Below are 22,105 nucleotides of genomic sequence, written 5' to 3'. Positions count from 1 at the left end.
TTGGCAAATGTTATCGCCGCGTCATGTGCTGCGAGACAGTGCCTGGTCTTACCAGAACGCTGCGTACAAGCCGATCAAGATCGCAATCGCGACACCCGCTGAGACTTTGAACGTCGTCGTTGTGGTGAAGCTGATATCGCTAAGATCAACTGGCTGATGCTCTTCAGGTGGCGGGGTCAGCAGGGACACAACCACACCAATGATCACGCAGATCAAGAAGATGAACCAGATCCGGACCACGAAGGGCATATTCGTGACGTTAAAGTCGGCCAGACCCAGGATCGGGTTGAAGACCGGCCCAAGCAGCGCTGCAACCCCGCCGCCATCTGATCCAGACGCGGTGAAGAAAAGCAGCGACAGGATCACGGACGAGATCAGCAACGCAAAGGCGCCCGCTGTATTGGTCCGCTTCCAGAAGAAGCCGAGTACGAAGACGGCCACAATGCCTGGCGCAACGAAGCCTGTATATTCCTGAATGGTTTGGAAGATACTGGTGCCGCCACCGAGCAGCGGGATGGCCAAGAACAGCGCGATGACCATAGCGGTTGCCGCGGTGATCCGGCCGATCAGAACATAATGCCCTTCCGCCCGATCTTTGGCGAAGAAGTCGCGATAAATATCCATCGTAAAGATGGTCGAGATCGAATTGATCATCGAAGCCAGCGACGACACGATGGCCGCAACCAGCGCTGCAAAGATCAGCCCACGAATACCAACCGGCATCAGCGCCATTAATGCGCCATAGGTGCTGTCCGGCTTGGCGCTCAGCGCTTCTTCGCTGAGACCTTGAAGGCCATTCTGAGCGAGCCACAAAGCAGCGATGCCTGGGATCACAACAATCAACGGGATCAGGAATTTGAGGAGCGCCGCAAAGGCGAGACCCTTTTGCGCTTCGGCTAGGCTCTCGGCCCCGAGGGCCCGTTGAATGATGTACTGATTAAAGCCCCAATACGAGAAGTGGAGCACCCACAATCCACCGAGCAGCGTCCAGATGCCTGGCAGATTGCGATAGCTGGGATGATCGCGGTCTAGGATCATTTCAAAATGGCTTGGCAGCTCACCCATCAGCGTATTCAATCCACCAATGGCGCCGCGATCGCCGCCGACCATTGAGAGCACAAGAATTGTGATCGCAAAGCCGCCAAGGATCAGAATAACGACTTGGATAATGTCGGTCAGCGCCACCGCTTTCAGACCGCCATAGAGCGAGTAAAGCAAGGCAAATCCGGCTAGCATGGCCATGCCTGTAAACACGCCGAGGCCCGTCACCGCTTGGATCGCAAGCGCACCGCCATACAGGACCGTGGTCAAGTTCACCGCGGTGAAGAGGAAGATCCAGAACACCGCCATAATCGTTTTCACGCTCGGCCCAAACCGGGTCTCAAGGAATTGCGGCATCGTATAGATCCCGCGCTTCAAGAAGATTGGTAGGAAGAACGCGGCAACAATGATCAAGACCATCGCAGCTTGCCATTCATAAGCGGCGATCGCGAGACCGACGACAAAGCCCTGCCCCGACTGGCCAATAATCTGCTCTGCCGAGATGTTCGCGGCAATCAAGGAGGCCCCAATCGCCCACCAGGGCAGCGCCTTCCCTGCGAGGAAGTAATCCTCAGTATCTTTGGTTTCGCCTGCGGGTTCCCGCGACACGAAGATGGCAATGGCGAAGAGTGCGACCGCGTATAGGCCGACAATCACCAGATCGATGGTGTCCAATGACATGACTAAATTTCCTCCCTGGAGCGAGTTCGAGCTCGTCCTTATCTTAGCCCTAACCAATTCTTGACAGCGGTGTCAACCATTGTCGTATCTTTCTATGAGCTGTGATTAGTTTTGAGAGGATTCAGTATCAGGCGGCAAGATCTGATCCGCGAGGTTTTGCAGCTGCGCACCCTGCTCTGTTTCAGGTGGAAAAACCACCAACGCGGACTTTAGGTCTTCACGCGCCTGATCGATATTTCCCATCACCGTGCGGGCCCGGATGAGCCGCATCCAGCCCTCAAAATCGCTCGGATCTTGCTCAAGGCGCACAGCGAGCCCCTCTACCATGCCTTCAATCATCGCCGCCTGCTCGTCAGCGGTCATCGCTTCAATGCGCGCGCGGGCTTCGGGATCAATCGCCGGGGCGTTCGCGCGCTCCTGCAGCATCTGCAGGACCCTTTGTCGCTCGCTCACAATGGCCTCAGCACCATCTGAAAGCTCTATCGCGACATTGTAGGCCGCCAGTCCGTCTTCCACCTGGCCGAGCCGCAAATAGGATCTCGCCAGCAGCACATAGCCATCCGCCGGTGGATTGGGATCCGCCTCAAGCCGGCTTTTCAACTCAACGACCAGGCCTTCCAGTGTATCTGGCAACGCTGCCGCCTGTTGGGCTTGAAATTCAGCAAAGCTGATCGCCTCGAATTGCGGGCTGCCGACTTGCGAGTAGACCCCGACACCGCCCAGCAACAAGACCGCTGGAACAATCGCAATGACAACCGATTTCAATCGCCGCTCGCTTGCGACCTGCTCTGGGTGATCCAGCAAATCTAAGATCCGGCGATCCAAAGCATCGCGCGCCTGACGCGCCGCATCGGGGCTCAATCGCCCCTCTGCCTCATCCAGATCTACGGTCGCGCGCTGGCGCTTGGCCTCATCCAAAGCGCCGGGCGCTTCACTGGCCACAGGCCGCAAGAATGGGAAGATCAAATAGGCGCCCGTTGCGAGCAGGAAGACGATCAAGATCACCCAAGCCATTATACGGTTTTGTCCTGGTTCAAGGCTTCGGCGATGCGGGCCTTGTCGGCTTCACTCAGGGCCGCTGGCTCGGGCGCATTCTGCCCTGACCGCAGCCGCGCCGCAAACCAGACAAGCCCAATCGCGACCAAAAAGAGCGGCCCGGTCCACAGCAAGATCGTATTCATCTGCAGCGGCGGCGACATCAACACATAATCGCCATACCGCGCGCGCAAATATTCGCGCGCTTCATCATTGCTATCGCCAGCCTCCACCCGTTTGCGCACCAGATTGCGCATATCCTCGGCCAAAGGTGCATTGGAATCATAGATGGATTGATTTTGGCAAACCACGCAGCGTAAGGTTTTCGAAATTTCCTCGGTCCGTGCATCAATCTCTGCCTGCTCTTCGGCGCTGATCTCTTGCGCGATCGCCCCCATGCCCAGGCAAAACAGAAGCACTCCAGCCAGGATCAAATGTCTCATGACGCGGCCTCAGCTTCGATTGCGTCGATCACCGGCCGAATGGTCTTGGTCCAAACCTCCGGCGTGATCGGGCCGATTTGTTTGTATCGAATCCGGCCCGCCGGATCGAGCACGAAGGTTTCTGGTGCGCCCGTGACGCCGATCTCGATCACCAGCTCGCTTTCAGCATCAAACACAATTGCCTGATAAGGGTCGCCATGTTTGACCAACCAAGCCAGCGCGTCTACTCGGTCGTCGCGCCAATTGATGCCGACGATGCGGACCGTTTGATCACGCGAAAGCTGCATCAGGGTTGGATGCTCTTGCAAACACGCCACGCACCACGAGCCGAACACATTGACCAGAGTGATCCCGCCGACCAGATCAGTTTGGCTAACCATGACCGCTTCATCGCGAAGCTCAGGCAGTTCAAATGCGGGCATCTCGCGATCGATCATTTCAGTCGGAATGACGCTCGGGTCGCGAGTCAATCCGATGGCGAGGAAGATCACCAAGACGCCAAACAGGCCAACGGGGAGCAGATGCGAGAGTTTCATACCTCTACTCCGCTGCAACCGGTTGAGCGGCGGACGCTTTGGCGCGCCGCGTTGCGAAAGCATGGCGACGATCCACGACAGATAGGAACCCGCCAAATGCCATCATCAAAGCGCCGATCCAAATCCAAATCACCAGCGGATGATAATACACGCTTACCACCCAACCGGCTTCCGGGTTGCCGTCCCCTTTGGCGGCATAAAGGATCCGCAAGACGCCAATTTCCATCGCGCCTTCGGTCGTATTGTTCCGCTCGACAGGATACATTCGCTGCTCGGGATCGAGGGTGGCGACATATTGGCCATTCCGTTCGATCATCACGCGCCCCGTTTCAGCGATGAAATTCGGACCTTGGGCGCGGTCGACAGATTCTAAACGGAACTCGTATCCGGAAACCGAAATGCTTTCGCCGATTTTCAAACGGTCGACTTCCTCTTCCGACCAGACGCCCATGGCGACAACGCCGACCGTGCAAACCGCCAGGCCGAGATGCGCGAGCGCAAAACCGTGCGTCGCCCCCGGCAGCAGCGCGAACCGTTTGAGCAGATTGCCGAGCGTGCTTTTCGTCTCTCCGACGCGAAGCTTACGCGCAAAATTCGCGACAGTTCCGAATAGCAGCCAGACCGCCAGCCCGATCCCGATGGCGCCGAACACGGTCTTTCCAAAGAGGATCACAGCTAGGGTCACAGGCACAGCCGCGACGGCCATGATGAGCAGGGTTTTGCGGATGCGCTGCCAGCTATCCGTCCGCCATTTCATCAAAGGGGCAACGGCCATGAACAGGATCAGCACCGCCATAATCGGCCCGAAGGTTCGCTCGAAATAAGGTGGACCGACGGTGATTTTATCGCCGGTCATCGCATCAATCACGAGCGGATAGAAAGTTCCGAGGAAGACCGTCGCTGTAGCCACAACCAGGAGGATATTGTTCAGCACCAATCCGGCTTCACGGCTCTCAAACTCAAAACTCGCGCCATGCGCAATTCGGTTCGAGCGCAAGGCGTAGAGCGCGAGAGCCCCGCCCGTCGACAAGATGAGAAGTCCGAGAATGAACACGCCTCGATCCGGATCGACCGCAAAGGCATGCACGCTGGTCAACACGCCCGAGCGGACAATGAAGGTTCCGACCAAGCTAAGCGAGAAGGTCGTGATGGCGAGCAAAAGCGTCCAGCGAATGAAACTCCCGCGGGCCTGTGCGACCAGCGTAGAATGGAGGAGCGCTGTCCCGGCGAGCCAGGGCATGAAGCTGACATTCTCAACGGGGTCCCAGAACCACCAACCGCCCCATCCGAGCTCATAATAGGCCCAGACACTGCCAAGGACGATGCCAATGGTCAGGAAGCTCCAAGCCATCAAAACCCAAGGTCGCACCCAGCGCGCCCACATCGCATCGACCCGGCCTTCAATCAGAGCCGCGACCGCGAATGAGAACGCCACCGAGAAGCCGACATAGCCGAGATACAGAAACGGCGGATGCAAGGCCAAGCCGGGGTCTTGCAAAAGCGGGTTCAATCCGATCCCGTTTTCCGGAATGGGCGATAGGCGCTCAAACGGATTGGACGTAAAAATTAGGAAAGCTAGAAAGCCGGTCGTGGTCAGACCTTGGATCGCGATTGCCCGCGCGCGCAAACCGGATGGCAGAGTCTTTCCGAACCAAACCATGGCCGCGCCAAACAGCGCCATCACCATCACCCAAAGCAGCATGGACCCTTCATGGTTCCCCCAAGTGCCGCTGAACTTATAGATCATCGGCTTGGTGGTATGCGAGTTTGTCGCCACCAATTTGACGCTGAAATCCGAGGTCATAAACGCGTGTGCCAACAGGGCGAATGCAAGGAAGCAAAACAGAGCCTGAGCGATCGCGGCACGATCCGCAAACGCCATCGCGCGGCGATCATTTTGATGCGCACCTTGAAGCCCCAACCATCCCTGCAGCGCACTAATCAGCAGCGCGAGGACCAAGGCAATCTGTCCAATCTCTGCGAGCATGAGGCCTCTTGAATAAAAAGGCGGGCCACGCTGGTCCGCCTCTTAGAACTCTATATGTCAGAGGCTGCGGCGCAAACCAATGCTTCGTCTGGCCGCAGGGCTTTCGCTTATTCAGCTGCAACTTTCGTCGCCAGCTCATTCATAACGTGGAGCGGCGGCTCGCAGGCCCAATCAGCGATTTGCTCAAGGTCATAGTGACGGCAGGCTTCCATCAGCATCCGCACTTCGGTCCACATATCCCCATCCACGATCGGCATGAACAGATCCGCGATATTGTCGATACCGAGATAGGTGCGCACGCCCGCATTCTTGAGCTTGACGAACGGGCCGATCGAATTGTGCAGCGGGCCCTGCATCGGCAGCTGTTTCATCGACAGCGCCGCAGATGGGCAGATGACGATGCCAACGTCGGCTTCTTTACAGAGCGCCACGATCCGGTCCTGCTCGCTCTCATCCTTGGCCGATACTGAGATCGAGTGGATGCCATAGACTCGGCCTTGCATACCGTGCTCGATGGTCTTCAGACAGAGCAATTCAGTCTCGTGCTGGAACGGATTGTTCTCTTGGTCAACATGGACCTCAACCATTTTGTTGAGCTCTTTCGCCGTTTCCATCACGATGTCGAGATGTTTGCCTTCTTGTGGGCGATCGCGAGACGGCAGACCGCCGCAGAAATCCGCCAGCTTACAGGCTTCGATATATTGTTCCCGTGAGGCTTCATCGAGCACGCCTTCCAGCGGCTGAACCCCAATTTCAAAGCGGATTTTGTCTTTGAAACGCTCTTTCACTTCGACCGCAGCGTGGATCGGCTTGAGGCCAATAATGCTGTCGGCATCGACCATGGTCCGGCAATATTGCGAGCCTTGATCGACGACGGTTTGCAGCGCGCGCGAGATCCTCTCAACCAGATCCTCGTGCGTATAATTCTCTTTCAAGTGGCGATAGAGTTCCCACTTCTTCTCCATATCGGCAAAGCCAAGCGCCAGGTTTTCCGGCGAAATCAGATAGGCTTTGTCAAAATGGCCGTGATGGTTTGACCAACCGCCGCGCTCGCGGACCAGCTCGAGGAAACGGGTGCGCAAATCCCATGGCCGGTCTTCGCTGCCAATCTTGTAAGAATACGTGCCTTCTTCGAGATCTGAGAGGACCAGCTCAATCGTGTCGCGCGCGACTTGACGGTCGGTGTAGAGCGGAATGCCATGCTTGACGGAGAGTGACCGGATGCTGGCGGCATCAGAGGCTTCATCATAGGTGGAGTCGCCGGTCAAAATGTTGACGACGAAATCAACTTTACCCTCTTGGATCAGCGTTTTGATATTTGGCTCTTCATCGCTGGAGATTTTACGAGCGGCAATCGATTCCACGTCATTCTCTGCAAGGAAACGGTGCGTTCCGGGGGTCGCGTAGAGACCCACGCCGATGTCAGACATTTTACGGCAGGCTTCGAGCAGGAATTCTTTGTCTTCGGTCGCGCCTGCACTGATCAGCAAAGAGCGTTTTTGCCCTCGCGCCAGCATTTTCAAGTTGAAGCCGATAAGATCGATTTTCGAATGGGTATCCAGCGCAGCCATGGTTAGTCCTCTCCTTGAGCCGTGTTCGCCATCGCCGCCGAGCGCGCAAACGGCCTGAACATGGTTCGATTCCCGCCTGAGTCAATCGACCGGCATTTCGTTTTTTGTGCGTAACCAGTTTGGTTGGCCTGCAAAACCATTGCAATCCCAACAAAGCAAGCCCCCCAAAGCCGGAGGGCCTGCGATTTGATGAAATTGTGATCTCGGCTTAGGCGCGCGCCGGAAAGACTTTTGGATTTCGCAACAGTGCTGAACTGATCAGAGCGACCAGTAGACCAACCGGGAAAATCTCGACAAAAGTCATTGGTATCCGGATCAGCGGGTTGGCATACCCCGCCATCATCTGCTCGAGCGCTTCGGTTTTTGCGGCAAGCTCATCGCCCGTCAGGCCCTTTGCTTCATAGCCCGCAATCGCCGTCTGCTTATAGGTCTCGACCCAAGCAAAATCCGTCAGGTGGAGGCTTGCTTCCCAGGTCAGAACGTAGAACACTGCGGCAACAGCAGCGATACCGACCCCTAAGCCAAAGGCCGGCAGGAACTTTATCACCCCGCCCAGATCTTTATCGCGGTAGCGTTTAATGCCGACAAAGATCAGCGACAGCACGATCACCATGGTCAGATAGCCCTGAACCTGTGACCCAGCGCCTCCATTCATGGCCATTCCAGTCGCCATGATGGCAATAATTACGACGCCCGCGATGGCGCCATATACGAACATGATACGAAACATGATTGCTCTCCCTTTGGTTCAGATCATGGCGCAAGGCATGACCAAACCGCTCCCCTAACGCTATCACCCGTTCGGGTGATTTTCGTGAATGACCAGGAAATCACCCTATGGGATGAGTTGCAAATCCTTGGCTTTTTGAACCGCTTGCAAGCGCTGGCTCACGTCGAGCTTTTCATACAATCTCGCGACGTGGGTTTTTACCGTATTCGGTGAGACATGCAGCAATTCGGCAATTTCTCTGTTTGAGTGTCCGCCCGCCAATTGCTCGAGCACGGCGTATTCGCGATTGGTGATGCCTAGGGACTGCAAAGCGGCCTGATTGAGCAAAAATTCTTGGGGTTCGGTTTTTGGTGTCAGCACCCGACCGATCCAAATGCCGAGCGCTGCGAACCCCAATCCGATCAGGATGATATAAATCTCCGTGGTGAAGACACGTGCCATATACTGGAACTCCAACCATTCCAGCGCAAACACCAGAATGGCGAGCAAAGTCGCATAAACAAGGATCCACCGTGTCATCGCGAAATCATGCCCAAATGCGACGCGATAGACCAGAGCAGAATATGGCGCTCCAGGCCTAAATTCGCCAATGGCGCGAATCGCGGATGCGCTGTTCTCGTAAAAATCCACCTCTGGAGCGTCCCGACCTAGAACTTTGTAAATTCTCAGCGCCAATCACCGCGTCTATCCGTCAACCAGATGCTCCGAAAAGTTCAATCATTTCTGGATATTAATCCGCACACTGTTTCGCAATACGTGAAAATGGTGTAGTGATTGCAAGGATGACCTGCTCCAAATGCGGCAGAGTCTCGCATTTTTGCCCCAGTCCAGCTTATAGTGATGACCATGAGTGACGAAATTTCCCCCGACAGACTAAAACCTTCAGACGCGATTGAGCGCTTGCAATCCGCGCAGAAAGCCTCCGGTTGGCTCGCTTGGGGCGGGCTTGGCCTCGCCTTTCTGTGGTGGGTTGCAGCTCTGGTCGGAACCGTTTCGATGCTGGGACCAGAGACGATTGGCGCGATGGATCCAACCCTGGCTGTCGCCGGATTGATCGCAATCATCTTGCCTGGCTTAATGCTGGTCCTCGCCGGAATGATGGCACGGGAACAAGCGCGCGCGACGGCGGCGAATGCCTTGGTGCTGGAAGCGGCAGCTCGGCTACTGCTCCCTGCCGAGACGATGGCAGATGAAGCCAAAAGTTTTGCCAGCGAGATGTCGACGGCCAGCGCCGAAGTCGATCGCTCCATGGGGCACGCTTTGTCGGCGATGAAAGCCATGTCGGCAGAAATTGGCGATGAACGCCAACGCCTTGAATCTGTGACCTACGCGAGCGCGGACAATGCACGCGAGCTGGCGACCCGCCTCGGCAGTGAGCGAAATGGTTTGGAGCAGCTGGCCAAAGACTTGCGCGAACAGACCGATCTTTTGAACGAAGCCATTCCAGAGCAAGCGCGGTTGATGGTCGATTCCGCTAAAGCGGCTGCGACCGAAGTTGGCGCCGCTGAAGAAGCCCTGCAAGGACGCCTGGCAAGCCTCGACCAAACCGGGCGCGGTCTGGCGCAAAAGATCTCTGCGATGGACACTCTGGCTGCCGAAGCGAGCGAGCGAAATGAAACGCTTCTCTTTGCGATCGCGCGAATGGAAGAGAAACTCGAGCAATCTCGTAAGACGGTTGAAACTGCTGCGCGCGCCGGTGAACTTGCCGCCGCTGCCGCTGGCACGACAGGCGACCGCCTGATGGAATCGGTCAAAATCGCGCTCGACGGTGCGAAAGAGGCCAGCAGCCAAATCCAAAATCAAACTTTCGAAGCGTCAGAATCCGCGGCCCGCGCCTTGGCAGAATTGAAAGAAGCCGGGCAACAGGCTGCAGCTGCTGTTCGCGCCGCGGGCATGGCCGCTCGGGCAGAAATGGATATCTCTGAACGCCGCGCAAGCAGTACGAGCCAAGCGCTGCTCAAGAAAACCAAATCGCTTGAAACGCGTGTCGCACAAGAACTGCAGCCAGCGGGCGCTCCAGCAGATGCAATGCTTGAACCTGAATCTGCAGCTGACCCAATTGCTGAACCAGCACCAGAGACGCCTCAAGACGCCGCGCCAAAAGTCACCCAGGTGATTCAATCGCCGTCGCGGGCCGTTGAGGAAGATCTGTTCGAGGCAAGCGCCAATCGGATGGCAAAAGCCATGGCGGCTGAAGACGAGATCGACCCGATCAGCGAAACACAAAACACAAATGGCACGAACGGCGGTGCCCATGATGTCTTTGCAGAAGACGACACACCCGTCCGCCTTGAAAAGCCAGTTGCGTCCGCCCGTCCGCCAAGAACCGGCGACTCCCTCAGCGACATCATCGCTGACATGGAGCGCGATGAACGCTCTATCCTATCGCGCGAAGAAACAGCTGAAGCCCTGCTCGGTCAGCTACAAGAGTCTGGCATCAAATTGACCGATATTTTCCGTCCCAAGGACAAGAAGAAAATCGCGGTCGCCGCTCGCAAAGGTGAGAACCAGCGCCGCTCAGCGACCAGTCAACAAGTCGGGCGCCAAGTGGAGCGCGTGCGTCAACGCCTGCGCGGCAATCTTGAAATGATGACCCTCGCGCGCGATTTCTTGGCCCTCGAGGAATCTGATGCGCTAAACGCACTCGAGAACACGCACGCGTCAAACAAGAATGCGAGCGCCCGGTTGGCGACCTATCTCTTGCTCGACGCGGCTGTGACCTAGGCCTCTATTCGCCAATCCAATCAAATTCAGGCTCTTCCCACCAAGGGAAGAAGCTTGGCATGCCTTCCGACACTTTGACCGGATAGACCGGCTTGCGCTTCTCGAGGAAGCTCATCACGCCTTCGCGCGCATCTTCTGTTTGGCCGCGTGAATAGATCGCTGCGCTGTCGACAATGTGGGCTTCCATCGGATGGCTGGCGCCGAGCATGCGCCACATCATCTGACGGGTTAAAGCGGTTGAGACAGCAGCTGTATTCTCGGCAATCTCATTCGCCATGGCGCGCGCGACCGTCATCAGATCGGCTTGCGGATGCACTGAGTGAACCAGCCCGCCTTTCAAGGCTTCCTCGGCTGGGAAGACCCGCCCCGAATAACACCATTCCAGCGCCTGCTGAATCCCGACCAGGCGTGGCAGGAACCAGCTCGAGGCGGCTTCAGGGTTGATTCCGCGGCGGTTAAACACAAAGCCAAATCGCGCATTATCCGAGGCAATTCGAATATCCATCGGCAATTGCATTGTCACACCAATGCCCACCGCTGCCCCGTTGATCGCGCCAATCACCGGCTTCAGACTATCGAAGATCCGCAAGGTCACGCGGCCACCGCCATCGCGCTGAATGTCGATTTTATTCGTCCGACCAACCTCGCCCGTGTCCGCGCGGGCTTCGTAATCAAAGGTTTTCGCGCCTTCAGAGAGGTCCGCGCCGGCGCAGAAGGCCCGGTCTCCTGAACCCGTAACAATTACTGCGCGCACGTCATCATTCGCGTCTGTTTTATCAAACGCATCGATCATTTCGTACATCATCTTGCCGGTAAAGGCGTTCATTTTGTCTGGGCGGTGAAGCGTCAGGATCGCGATATTGCCTTCCTGCTCTAGTTTGATGGTTTCGTAATCGCCGAGGCTGGTCATGGCGCTCTCCTATCTAATGTCTGAAGCTAGGAAGCGGTTTCTCACAGCAATCGTCAACCGTGACGCAGCGTTGCCCCTTTTGAAACCGTGACGCCTGTGTCATCTTTCAGAAAACCAAAGACCCAAGGTCGATCGCATGGGAGCGTAGAATGGCAGAATTTGACTATATCATTGTCGGGGCCGGTAGCGCCGGATGCGTGCTAGCCAATCGCCTCACCGAAGATGGCAAATCCACCGTCTTGCTCTTGGAGGCAGGCGGCAAAGATACCTCACCCATGATCCACATTCCGGTCGGCTATGCGACCACGCTAAAAGACCCCAAGGTCAATTGGCTGTACGAGACAGAGCCTGATCCCGGCACCCATGACCGCGTCCATACATGGCCGCGCGGCAAAGTTCTGGGCGGATCATCGTCGATCAATGGCCTGCTCTACATTCGCGGTCAGCGCCAAGATTATGATGGCTGGGCTCAGCTCGGTTTGCGCGGCTGGTCTTATGATGACTTGCACCCCTATTTCCTGCGCAGCCAAAACCAGGAGCGTGACGGCATGGACGGGCACGCCAAAGGCGGACCGCTCAATGTCTCGGATGTGACGGAAAAGCATCCGGTCTCCGACGCCGTGATCGAAGCAGGCAAAGCCATGGGCCTCCCGCACCGCGATGTGAATGGCGAGGACCAGGAAGGCGTGGCTTATTATCAACTGACCGTGAAAAATGGTCGGCGCTGCAGCGCGGCTGTGGCGTATCTCAATCCAGCGAAGAAGCGGCAAAATCTGCAGATCGAAACCAAAGCTCTCGCGGCAAAAGTGCTGTTCGACGGCAAACGCGCCATCGGGGTGGAATACACTCAAAATGGTCACACCATCACCGCAAATGCCCGCGCTGAGGTGATCCTCGCAGGCGGCGCGATTAACAGTCCGCAACTGCTTGAGCTGTCCGGCATTGGTCATCCTGACCTCTTAGGCGCGCAAGGCATCGATGTGGTCTCGGCTCTGCCAGGGGTTGGCGAAAACCTGCAAGATCACTTCGTAATCGGCAATCGGTATCGGATGAAACCCGGCAGCCCATCAGTGAACCAACAGTCGCGTGGCCTCGCCATGATTGGGGAAGTTTTCAAATATTTGATCCAACGCAAAGGCTTGCTGACGCTTTCAGCCGCGCATGTAGCCGCGTTCATCAAAACACGTCCTGAGCTGGCGACGCCTGATGTGCAGTATCACATTTTGCCAGCGACGATGGACCTGCAAAAAATGACCGAGACCGGCGATATGGAGCTGGAAAAACAGCCCGGAATCACAATCGCGCCCTGCCAGTTGCGGCCTGAAAGCAAGGGCTCAGTGCACATCAAATCGGCGCAGCATGACGCCCACCCAGCGATCCGGCCGAACTATCTGCATGATCCGATCGACCAACAAACAGCCGTCGCTGGCCTCAGATGGGCACGAGAGCTCGCGGCCCAGCCTGCCCTCGCCCAATATATCGAACATGAGCTTGAGCCAGGTGAAGCGCTGCAGACGGATGACGAGTTACTGGAATTCGCCCGCGAAACCGGCGGCACAATCTATCACCCTGTCGGCACCTGTAAGATGGGCCCCGACGGCGACACGATGGCCGTGGTTGATGATCAGCTGCGCGTGCGCGGCGTCGAGGGCCTCCGCGTGGTTGATGCCTCGGTCATGCCGCGTCTGGTCAGCGGTAACACAAATGCCCCGACCATTGCGATTGCCGAAAAAGCGAGCGATATGATGCGCTCAACTGCGAAAGAGAGTGTGACCGCTTAATCCATGCCTGGTGATATCCCGATCGAAGCGCTATTCGCGCCGTTCTTTGTTCTGTCCGTCGCGATTGAATGGTGGTCTGTGAAGACCGGCCGCGCCAAAGGACGATACGAAACCGCAGATGCCGTTACGAGTATGGTGATGGGGTTTGGCAATGCGATTGTCGGCACACTGACGGGTGTCGCCGCGCTTTGGATCATGATGCTGGTTTGGCCCTATCGGGTGATGACAGTTCCGACCACTTGGTGGAGCTTCCTCATCGTCTTCGTACTCTACGACTTCGTCTATTATTGGAAACACCGTTTCGCGCATCGCGTGCGCTGGTTTTGGATGGAACACGTCACCCACCATTCGAGCAAACATTACAACCTCACCACCGCCCTCAGGCAGCCTTGGTTTGGACCGTTCACAGGCTTGATTGTGATCGGTTGGTCGCTGGTCGTCCTCGGCTTCCACCCCGCCATCATTGGCGTCGCCGGCGGAATCAATTTGGTCTATCAATTCTGGATCCACACCGAAGCAATCGACAAGTGTCCGCGCTGGTTTGAGGCGGTGTTCAACACGCCGAGCCATCACCGCGTTCATCACGCCACCAATCCGCGCTATCTCGATGCGAACTATGCAGGCGTGTTCATCATTTGGGACAAAATGTTCGGCTCATTCATCGCCGAGTTGGACGAAGACCGGCCAGACTATGGCATCGTAAAGCCGCTTAATTCGTACAATCCGATTGTCGTCGCGTTTCACGAATTCGTCGCCCTGCTTCGTGACTGCGCCGCAGATGGCTTTAGGCCCCTCACCTGGTTCAAGCGCGCGGCCAATGCTCCAGGCTGGAGCCCAGATGGCGCCCACAATCGCACTGAAGAAATCCGGGCGCGTTGGACAGCGGAGCGAGAAACATCTTAGCCCGGCCGGACTGGCAGGACTTGAGCATGTTTGACGCTGCCATAAGCAAAGCTGGTATCAATGCTGGCAATACCCGGCACACGCTGCAACTCGCGGCGTACGAAACTTTCATAATCATCGAGATCGGCAGCGATGACGCGGAGTAGATAATCCGACCGCCCCGTCATCAGCCAACAATCCATCACTTGCGGCATGTCTTGGATCGCCCGCTCAAAGGCCGACACCGCGTCGTCACCATGGCGTTCAAGCTTAATCCGAATGAAGACTGTGACTGGCAGGCCCCAGGCTTTCTGATCAACCAGCGCGGTATAGCCTTTGATCACGCCTTGCTCTTCCAATAGGCGCACCCGGCGCAAGCACGGGCTCGGCGACAAGTTCACTTGCTCTGAGAGATCTTGATTGGTCAGGCGACCTTCCGCTTGCAAGGCCTGCACGATTTGACGATCTTTGCTATCCATAGGCGCTTTCTTGGCAATTTCTGCCAATTATTATGGATTATACAGCCTTATTTGGAAACCCCTGCGGCAAAAATTAGAGTATTCTAGCGCAAACGGAGGCGTGCAATGATCGATGATGCAGATAAAGGGTTCTCAACCCGGGCCATCCACCATGGATATGATCCGCTCGACGCCGAAGGCGCGCTGACCCCGCCGCTACACCTCACTTCGACTTTTGCGTTCGAGACCGCGGAACAAGGCGGCGCGCGCTTTGCCGGGGAAGCCGAGGGACATATTTACACGCGCATTTCCAACCCCACGACCGACTTGCTAGAGCGCCGCATGGCCTCGCTCGAAGGCGGTGAAGCCGCTGTCGCCATGGCCTCCGGCATGGGCGCGATCACGTCTGTTTTGTGGAGCATCCTGCGCGCCGGCGATGAGCTGATCACTGACAAGACGCTTTATGGCTGCACCTTTTCTTTCTTCCAACACGGTCTCAGCCGGTTTGGCATCACTGTGCGCCATGTCGATTTGACCAATCCCATCGCGCTCGAAACGGCCATGACGGACAAGACGAAAGTCGTCTATTTCGAAACCCCGGCCAATCCGAATATGCGCTTGGTCGATATTGCAGCGATCAGCGCCATTGCCCGGCGCCGCGGCGCGAAGACCGTCGTCGATAATACATATGCGACGCCGGTACAGACCCGGCCTTTGGCGCATGGCGCAGATATTGTTGTGCATTCCGCCACCAAATATCTCGGCGGGCATGGCGATTTGGTTGCAGGCATAGCCGTCGGATCCGCTGAAGATATGGCGGAGGTTCGGATGATCGGGGTCAAAGACATGACGGGCGCCGTCTTAGCGCCGTTCAATGCGATGTTGATCCTGCGCGGTCTCAAGACGCTAGAACTGCGCGTCGAACGCCATGCCGCGAGCGCCCAGCGCGTGGCGGAAGCGCTTGAGGCTCATGCTGGTATCGAGACCGTCCACTATCCAAGCCTGAAGAGCTTCCCGCAGCACGCCTTGGCGAAGCAGCAAATGACCGGCTTTGGCGGCATGATCGCGTTTGAGCTGAAAGGTGGATATGCGGCAGGCATCGCGATGATGAACCGGTTGCGGATGATCCGACGCGCGGTCAGCCTTGGCGATGCGGAAACGCTGATCCAACATCCGGCCAGCATGACCCACTCGACTTATACGCGCGAAGAGCGCGAGGCGCATGGGATTAGCGAAGGCCTAGTTCGGATTTCGGTCGGGCTCGAGAATGTCGATGATATCTTAGACGATTTACACCAAGCCCTCGGCACGAATGAAAGCGCCGCGGCTTAAGCGGTTCAGCTTTTCTCAAACACCACGCTCAGATTGTTCGCAGGCATGTCGAGAACGGCGATCAATTGCAAGCCGGCCCGCACCGCCAAGGGCACTAGGTCTCGATCCAGATCTCGCACGCCCCAGCTTTGATCCCGGCGCTTGAGGTCGTCGCTGAACCGCGCATTGGAAGGCGCAATCTCTCCATTGCGTGCAAACGGGCCATAGAGCATCAGCCGGCCGCCGGGTCGGAGCAAGCGGCCCGCCCCAGCAATCAGGCCGTCGGCGGCCGCAAAGGGCGCGATGTGGACCATGTTCGCACAATACAGGCCATCCCAAGGGGCTTGGCGCTCGGCATCACCCCAATGCGGGCGAGTCGTGTCTATGGTCAGTGGGCCCTGCAACCGGTCGTGCGCTTGATGATCCCGCCAGGCGGCCTGGCTGGCTCTGCTCGCCGCATCAATATCAGAATAGGTCCAGATCAGATCCGGGGCCTGCTCGGTAATGTGCGCCCCATGCTCTCCAGTGCCCGAGGCAATCTCCAAGATAGCTCCAGACAAAGGCATCAAAGACAGGAACGCCTCGCGCACGACGTCTTTATTGCGCCCAGTCGACGGCGAGAACCGTCGACCATCTTCCGTCGTCTCTCGCTTTTCTAATGCCAGCGGCTGGCCCGAAGGCGCTTTCTGATAAGTCGCATTTTCATCGGTCATGCGTTTCTTGATAAGCGGAACCCAAATCGAACGAAAGCCGCTATTGGACTAAGCGGCGCTCGAAGCCAGGACCTTTTTGGGCGCATAGACAAATTCTTCCGCCGTCAGATCAACCAAAGGCAATTCCTCACACTCGGTCCAATAATCTTGCGTGTGTTCCCAGATAGGATCTGACCCGCGCTTCGGCATTAAGTGCATGGACCGCATCAGATATCCCGGATTGAAATTGTCGGCGTCCATCCAGGGCAGCAGCTCCATACCCTTATCCTGCGGGCGCAGTTCGACGCGAACTTCCCCCATTTCAGTTGCGTCCATGTGGTTGAGCAATCGGCAGACGAAATCTCCCATCAAGTCGACGCGCAACGTCCAGCTGGCGCGGAAATAGCCAAACACCCAAGCCATATTGGGGACACCCGTAAACATCATCCCGCGGTAGGTAACAGTTTGGCTGAAATCGACCGGCTCGCCATCCACTTCGAACGGAATGCCGCCGAGAATTGAGAGATTGAACCCAGTCGCTGTGACAATGATGTCGGCGTCCAAATGCGCGCCGGATTTCAATTGCAGGCCGGTCGGTGTGAACCGCTCGATCTCGTCGGTCACCACGCTGGCCGCACCGCTGGCAATGCCTTTGAAGAGATCGCCATCAGGGATGAAAGCGAGGCGCTGCTGCCATGGCCGGTATTTCGGCGTGAAATGTGGATTGAGATCAAAGTCGGGACCGAGATAAGCCTGCGCCGCTTCAAACAGTTCGGCTTTGACGACATCCGGTTCGGTCAAACAGCGCTGACAGGTCTCGTCCTGATCAAATAGGGCTTTCTTGCGCGCCAGCTCATGGACGAGTTCATCAGAAACACCGATCCGGCGGAGCTCATCAGCAAACTCGTTGCGATTCTCCGCTGGGAAGAAATAAGTCGGCGAGCGCTGCAGCAGCGTGACATGCTCGCACTGATCCGCGATCGCTGGAACAAGAGTGGCGGCCGTTGCGCCGGACCCAATGCAAACAACGCGCTTGCCAGAAAGGTCGATATCTTCGGGCCAGGTTTGCGGATGCACAATCTCGCCTTGGAAGTCGGCCATGCCCTCCCATTCTGGCGTATAGCCTTCAGCGTGATTGTAATAACCTTGGCACATCCAGAGGAAGGTACAGGTGAAGACCTTCTCTTCACCATTATGCTCAGCGTGGACCGTCCACATTCTATCTTGGGAGGAATATTGCGCGCGAGTGATCTTGTGGCCGTAGCGAATGTGATCGCCAATCGCGTTCTCTTCGATCACCTCGCCCATACAGGCGAGAATCTCGTCGGCAGTGGCAATAGGCGGCCCGACCCAAGGCTTGAAACGGTACCCAAATGTGTAGAGATCACTATCCGAACGAATACCCGGATAGGTATGGGTGCGCCACGTACCGCCATAGGTCTCCATCGTCTCAAGGATGAGATAGGATTTATCCTTGCATTGGGTCTGCAAGTGATAAGCTGAGCCAATGCCAGAGATTCCGGCTCCCGCGATCAAGACATCAAAATGTCCATCTATCTGTTGCGTCGCCATAAGGCATTCCTCCGTCATTTTTCAGCAGGCTGACCTGCACGAAGATCAGCGCCAATACGGAGAAAGCCCTATCTATCGCGGCGTCAGCCCGGCCTAAGCCCGCGGCTTGAACCGGTCGCGCAACTCTGGCTTGAGAATTTTGCCGTTCGCGTTGCGCGGCAGTGGCTCGTCCTGGAACTGAATTTCCACCGGCACTTTAAACGCTGCGATTTGATTGCGGACATGCGCGCGGAGCTCGTCTTCGCTTGCTTTCATGCCAGGCTTCAATTGCACCACAGCGCCAACTTCTTGGCCGAGGATTTTGTGCGGAATGCCAACCACCGATGCGTCCATCACCGCCGGGTGATCGTAGAGCGCGCTCTCGACTTCGATACAATATATGTTCTCGCCGCCGCGGATCAGCATGTCCTTGGCGCGGTCGACCAGATAGAGGAATCCTTCCTCATCCAGACGCGCCAAATCGCCAGTGACAACCCAACCATCAACAAAGGTCTCAGCCGTCGCTTCAGGCTTGTTCCAATAGGCTTTGCAATTCATCGGGCCTTTACACCAAAGCTCTCCAACCTCGCCTGGTCCAAGCGTCTTGCCGTCAGGATCAACGATTTTGAGCTCAACCGCACCTGGAGGAGCGCCTGCGCTGTCTGGTCGATTGACATAGTCTTCGCCAATATTGAGCGAGGCTGTTGCGCAAGTTTCTGTCATGCCCCAACCATTGCCTGGCGCGGCATCCGGGAAGCGCTTCTTGATCGTTGAGACCAATTCGGGTGCAGATGGCGCGCCGCCATAAGAGACAGCTTTGATTGACGAGAGATCGTACTTGTCGCGATCTGGATGCTCCAGCAATTGCCAGGCAATCGCTGGAACGCCGCCCACATTGGTGATGCCTTCATTCTCGATGATCGGCAGGGCTCGGCCCGCATCCCACTTATATTGCGCAACGATTTTGGCGCCTTGCAACATGCTCGGGATCAGAATCGCGAACGCGCCCGTCGCATGGAAGAATGGGATCGCGAGCAAAGTCGCGTTCTGCTCATTCGGATCTGGCTCTGGCGGCTCTTCGCCTCGACGCAGCAACATGCGCATCTGACACGTCAAAGAGTTGAGCATATTGGAAACAATCGCCCGGTGCGTTGCGAGCGCACCTTTTGGACGCCCAGTCGTGCCTGATGTATACATGATGGTCGCGTCATCATCGGGACCGAGCTCTACATCTGGCAAGCCGATTTGCTTTAGATCGCCCCAAGAATTTGCGGGACCAATCAAAGCTTCCATTGAACTGATACGGGTATCGCTTTCGCCTTCCCCGCCGCGCATCATGATGATCGATTCAAGGTCGGTGAGATTGCCCAGACTATCGCGAATACGATCCAAGATTTGCGGGTCGACGACCGCGACTTTCGCGCCGCTATCTTTGAGGCCGTATTCAAGCTCATCACCGGTCCACCAGGAATTCATTGGTGTTGCGATGGCGCCAATCGACAGCGCCGCAAAGAAAGGCACAGGCCATTGCGGATAGTTCCGCGCAATGATCGCCACCCGGTCGCCTTTTTGGACCCCATACGTGTCTTGCAAGGCTTTAGCAAAATGCTCTACAGCGCGCGCGAATGCCGAATAGGTCACCCGCTCGTCTTCATAGACAAGATAGTCCCGCGCGCCGAATTGCGGTTCCGCCAATTGGAAAATCGCGCGCACGGTTGGCGGCGCTTCCGAGTAGATTTTCATCGGCACACCATCGACCACGCCATCGGCGAGTTTTAATGGCGAATCGGACGCCGCGATTGCCGCATTCGCTTGTGCAATTGAAATGACGGGCCAACCCTCAGGCAGCGCTGCTACAGCCATGTTTTCCTCCGGATATTTTATCTTTGTTCCAAACGGATATGCGGCAAGCGCCGTCCCTACGGAAGGGGCGACGCTGCGGCAGGTCTGAATTTGTTTCGTTTTTGGGAATATTTCGGCACTTTTGAGTGCGATTTAGTCAGCCTGAAGCGTCAGAGGGTCGATCTCGAATACCGACCAATCATCCAAGGCGTACGGATCATCCAGAGCCAATACGAGGGGCTCGACCGCCTCAAGCACAAAGACAGGCGTCGGACTCGCCTCCGCAAGCGTCAGTGTCGGTTCGTCTTCGACGAACTGTTCGGGACTCGCCTCAGGCTCCGGTGGCATCATTACAATAGCGAAAAAGGCACCAATTGCGGCAAGAAAGACCGTCATAAATGACTGCATAGGGGCTGGCTCACGATTACTCTACACTGCCCAGCCACTCGCAAAGCCTATGCCACTTTTTTGGTTAATGCGAGTTACTTTTCGCAGAGCCTAAACGGATAGTTTTCCGCCCGATTGAGCCGCCCTATTTCCCGAAATCACAGAAACGCACGGTCCGGTCCGTACCGTCCGGTTCGATCAGCTTATACATCGGGCCAGTCAGCTCAGCGCTGTCACATAGATAGCCGATTTGATACATGTCCAAGATGTACTCATTGGCCGGCGTCAGCGCGTTCGCAAGCATGATATCGGCTGCTTCTTGATGTTCACCAAGACGGAAGCGGTATTCAAACTCCTCGGTGGGTGAAACACCGCCCATTTCCAGCTTGCCGTTCAGGCTCGTCGCTTCACCGCGCGCATAGTCGCGCAATTCGCTGGCGGCGGGCCCATTCGGGTGATCAGGATAGGTTTCTAGAAACTCATCGAGCGCCTCAATACCACCCCAAACCTGGTTGCCTTCGCCAAGTTTAAGTTCGGCCATGCGATAAAGCGCAGCGGCTTTTTCGTCATCGCTGGCGTCTTGCTTTCCAATCAACTGTTCCAGCCGCATGATCGCTGCTTGCTCATTGCCCGCATCGACCAATTGATCGACGGTTCCCATGGCCAAATCAAACACGCTCGGCTCTGCGGTTTCGACCGGTGGCGGGGCGTCAACAATGACAGGTGCTGTCTCAACCGTACTTGAGGCGCAGGCAGCGGTGATGGCGATGGCTGTAATAGCGATGAGTGAGCGCATGATATGATCCCTTTGTCTTCTATGACTTAGCTGACGAGCCGCGATGGCGAGACTAAGGCGAAAATCAGGAGTCTACAGACGCCGGACACCAAGAAGCATCTGCCGCATGCTCCGGCATCGGTCCATGCACGTGAACCGGGTCATCTTCGCCCGCACAGACATAGCCCGCCTCACGCAGTAAGTATAAGTGGAGATCGGTCGGGGTTAGCCCGGAATTCTTGTAACGCATTGCGCCATCATCAAGCTCCCCCATCAGGACTTTATCATCGAACCAATCGGTGATGTTTTGCAATCCGGATAGCCGCCGTTGCGCGTTCTCGATTTCAGTTGCCGCGAAGACTTCATCGCGTTTGACCTCACTGACTCGAACGTCTTCCGGGGCAAGGGTCAAAAACGCTTCGAAATCCTCAATTGCCCCGGGCAAATCGAATTTCGCCGTCCAGCGTTTTTCTGCGCGCAAGAAGAGCGCGTCTGCGCGCTGCTGCGGGGTCAAATCCGTCCGCGCCAAGAGCGACGTCAGGGCCGCATCGGCGGACACCACGCTTGGATTGGCTTGGATCTGCTCAGATTCAGACGCAAATACCATCGGATCAAGTGTGGATGGAACCGTCTCACAAGACGCAAGGGTCATGAGGCCGAGGCAAATCAAGGGTCGAAAAATCATAAATGCTCTTCTTGTTATTCGGTTCCGATAACAAGACGCTGTGAGACGTGACTAAGGCCGAAAAACGGCAAGCACTGTGATGG

The 22,105-nt window shown here is 56.5% G+C and carries 20 protein-coding genes; 4 read left to right on the top strand and 16 right to left on the bottom strand.

Features of this window, described 5'->3' with window-relative positions:
• Window positions 1–48: 48 nt before the first annotated feature.
• The 8 genes from MY069_RS14900 to MY069_RS14865 form a co-directional block, all read right to left on the bottom strand.
• Window positions 49–1,722, bottom strand: coding sequence for a sodium/sugar symporter (locus MY069_RS14900; RefSeq protein ID WP_482794576.1), 1,674 nt, complete (start codon window positions 1,720–1,722; stop codon window positions 49–51).
• Window positions 1,723–1,827: 105 nt separating this feature from the next.
• Window positions 1,828–2,736, bottom strand: coding sequence for a c-type cytochrome biogenesis protein CcmI (gene ccmI / locus MY069_RS14895; protein ID WP_482794575.1), 909 nt, complete (start codon window positions 2,734–2,736; stop codon window positions 1,828–1,830).
• A complete protein-coding gene (locus MY069_RS14890) occupies window positions 2,736–3,200 on the bottom strand; it encodes a cytochrome c-type biogenesis protein (protein WP_482794574.1) in 465 nt (154 codons plus the stop codon). Before MY069_RS14890 ends, ccmI begins: the two co-directional genes overlap by 1 nt.
• The gene (locus MY069_RS14885; protein ID WP_482794573.1) at window positions 3,197–3,736 is read right to left on the bottom strand and encodes a DsbE family thiol:disulfide interchange protein; all 540 of its coding nucleotides are present in this window, start codon (window positions 3,734–3,736) and stop codon (window positions 3,197–3,199) included. Before MY069_RS14885 ends, MY069_RS14890 begins: the two co-directional genes overlap by 4 nt.
• A 4-nt stretch (window positions 3,737–3,740) precedes the next feature.
• On the bottom strand, window positions 3,741–5,723 hold the full coding sequence (locus MY069_RS14880) for a heme lyase CcmF/NrfE family subunit (protein WP_482794572.1): 1,983 nt from the start codon (window positions 5,721–5,723) through the stop codon (window positions 3,741–3,743).
• 107 nt (window positions 5,724–5,830) lie between these two features.
• On the bottom strand, window positions 5,831–7,294 hold the full coding sequence (locus MY069_RS14875; protein ID WP_482794571.1) for an amidohydrolase family protein: 1,464 nt from the start codon (window positions 7,292–7,294) through the stop codon (window positions 5,831–5,833).
• A gap of 208 nt (window positions 7,295–7,502) precedes the next feature.
• The gene (locus tag MY069_RS14870) at window positions 7,503–8,024 is read right to left on the bottom strand and encodes a DUF4199 domain-containing protein (protein ID WP_482794570.1); all 522 of its coding nucleotides are present in this window, start codon (window positions 8,022–8,024) and stop codon (window positions 7,503–7,505) included.
• A gap of 105 nt (window positions 8,025–8,129) precedes the next feature.
• Window positions 8,130–8,699: a helix-turn-helix transcriptional regulator gene (locus MY069_RS14865; RefSeq protein WP_482794569.1), complete on the bottom strand. Its 570-nt coding sequence runs from the start codon at window positions 8,697–8,699 to the stop codon at window positions 8,130–8,132.
• A gap of 171 nt (window positions 8,700–8,870) precedes the next feature.
• On the opposite strand from MY069_RS14865, the gene MY069_RS14860 reads away from it, so the two are divergent.
• Window positions 8,871–10,748, top strand: coding sequence for a coiled-coil domain-containing protein (locus MY069_RS14860; RefSeq protein WP_482794568.1), 1,878 nt, complete (start codon window positions 8,871–8,873; stop codon window positions 10,746–10,748).
• A gap of 4 nt (window positions 10,749–10,752) precedes the next feature.
• On the opposite strand, the gene MY069_RS14855 is transcribed toward MY069_RS14860, so the two are convergent.
• Window positions 10,753–11,658, bottom strand: a complete 906-nt coding sequence (locus MY069_RS14855; protein WP_482794567.1) for a crotonase/enoyl-CoA hydratase family protein — start codon at window positions 11,656–11,658, stop codon at window positions 10,753–10,755.
• 149 nt (window positions 11,659–11,807) lie between these two features.
• On the opposite strand from MY069_RS14855, the gene MY069_RS14850 reads away from it, so the two are divergent.
• Together MY069_RS14850 and MY069_RS14845 are read left to right on the top strand one after the other, a co-directional pair.
• Window positions 11,808–13,439, top strand: a complete 1,632-nt coding sequence (locus MY069_RS14850) for a GMC family oxidoreductase (RefSeq protein ID WP_482794566.1) — start codon at window positions 11,808–11,810, stop codon at window positions 13,437–13,439.
• A gap of 3 nt (window positions 13,440–13,442) precedes the next feature.
• Window positions 13,443–14,342, top strand: coding sequence for a sterol desaturase family protein (locus MY069_RS14845; RefSeq protein WP_482794565.1), 900 nt, complete (start codon window positions 13,443–13,445; stop codon window positions 14,340–14,342).
• On the opposite strand, the gene MY069_RS14840 is transcribed toward MY069_RS14845, so the two are convergent.
• Window positions 14,339–14,800 (bottom strand): Lrp/AsnC family transcriptional regulator, encoded by a 462-nt coding sequence (locus tag MY069_RS14840; RefSeq protein WP_482794564.1) that lies wholly within the window; start codon window positions 14,798–14,800, stop codon window positions 14,339–14,341. The genes MY069_RS14845 and MY069_RS14840 overlap by 4 nt on opposite strands.
• 105 nt (window positions 14,801–14,905) lie before the next feature.
• Here MY069_RS14840 and MY069_RS14835 point away from each other — a divergent pair, with 105 nt between their 5' ends.
• Complete coding sequence (locus MY069_RS14835) at window positions 14,906–16,111, top strand: methionine gamma-lyase (protein ID WP_482794563.1); 1,206 nt, start codon at window positions 14,906–14,908, stop codon at window positions 16,109–16,111.
• A gap of 5 nt (window positions 16,112–16,116) precedes the next feature.
• On the opposite strand, the gene MY069_RS14830 is transcribed toward MY069_RS14835, so the two are convergent.
• The 6 genes from MY069_RS14830 to MY069_RS14805 all read right to left on the bottom strand — a co-directional run bounded on the left by MY069_RS14830 (window position 16,117) and on the right by MY069_RS14805 (window position 22,022).
• The gene (locus MY069_RS14830) at window positions 16,117–16,803 is read right to left on the bottom strand and encodes a DUF938 domain-containing protein (protein ID WP_482794562.1); all 687 of its coding nucleotides are present in this window, start codon (window positions 16,801–16,803) and stop codon (window positions 16,117–16,119) included.
• Window positions 16,804–16,851: 48 nt separating this feature from the next.
• Entirely contained in the window at window positions 16,852–18,354 is a 1,503-nt protein-coding gene (locus MY069_RS14825; RefSeq protein ID WP_482794561.1) for a flavin-containing monooxygenase, read from the bottom strand.
• 93 nt (window positions 18,355–18,447) lie between these two features.
• Window positions 18,448–20,196, bottom strand: a complete 1,749-nt coding sequence (locus MY069_RS14820) for a class I adenylate-forming enzyme family protein (RefSeq protein WP_482794560.1) — start codon at window positions 20,194–20,196, stop codon at window positions 18,448–18,450.
• Between the two features lie 132 nt (window positions 20,197–20,328).
• Window positions 20,329–20,571 carry a hypothetical protein gene (locus MY069_RS14815; protein ID WP_482794559.1) on the bottom strand — a complete coding sequence of 81 codons (243 nt, stop codon included), beginning with the start codon at window positions 20,569–20,571 and terminating at the stop codon, window positions 20,329–20,331.
• 136 nt (window positions 20,572–20,707) lie between these two features.
• A complete protein-coding gene (locus tag MY069_RS14810) occupies window positions 20,708–21,358 on the bottom strand; it encodes a tetratricopeptide repeat protein (protein ID WP_482794558.1) in 651 nt (216 codons plus the stop codon).
• Window positions 21,359–21,422: 64 nt separating this feature from the next.
• On the bottom strand, window positions 21,423–22,022 hold the full coding sequence (locus MY069_RS14805; RefSeq protein ID WP_482794557.1) for a hypothetical protein: 600 nt from the start codon (window positions 22,020–22,022) through the stop codon (window positions 21,423–21,425).
• Window positions 22,023–22,105 lie beyond the last annotated feature (83 nt).

Source organism: Hyphomonas sp. ske169 (assembly GCF_056850855.1).
This window is presented reverse-complemented; position numbering and strand designations above follow the sequence as displayed.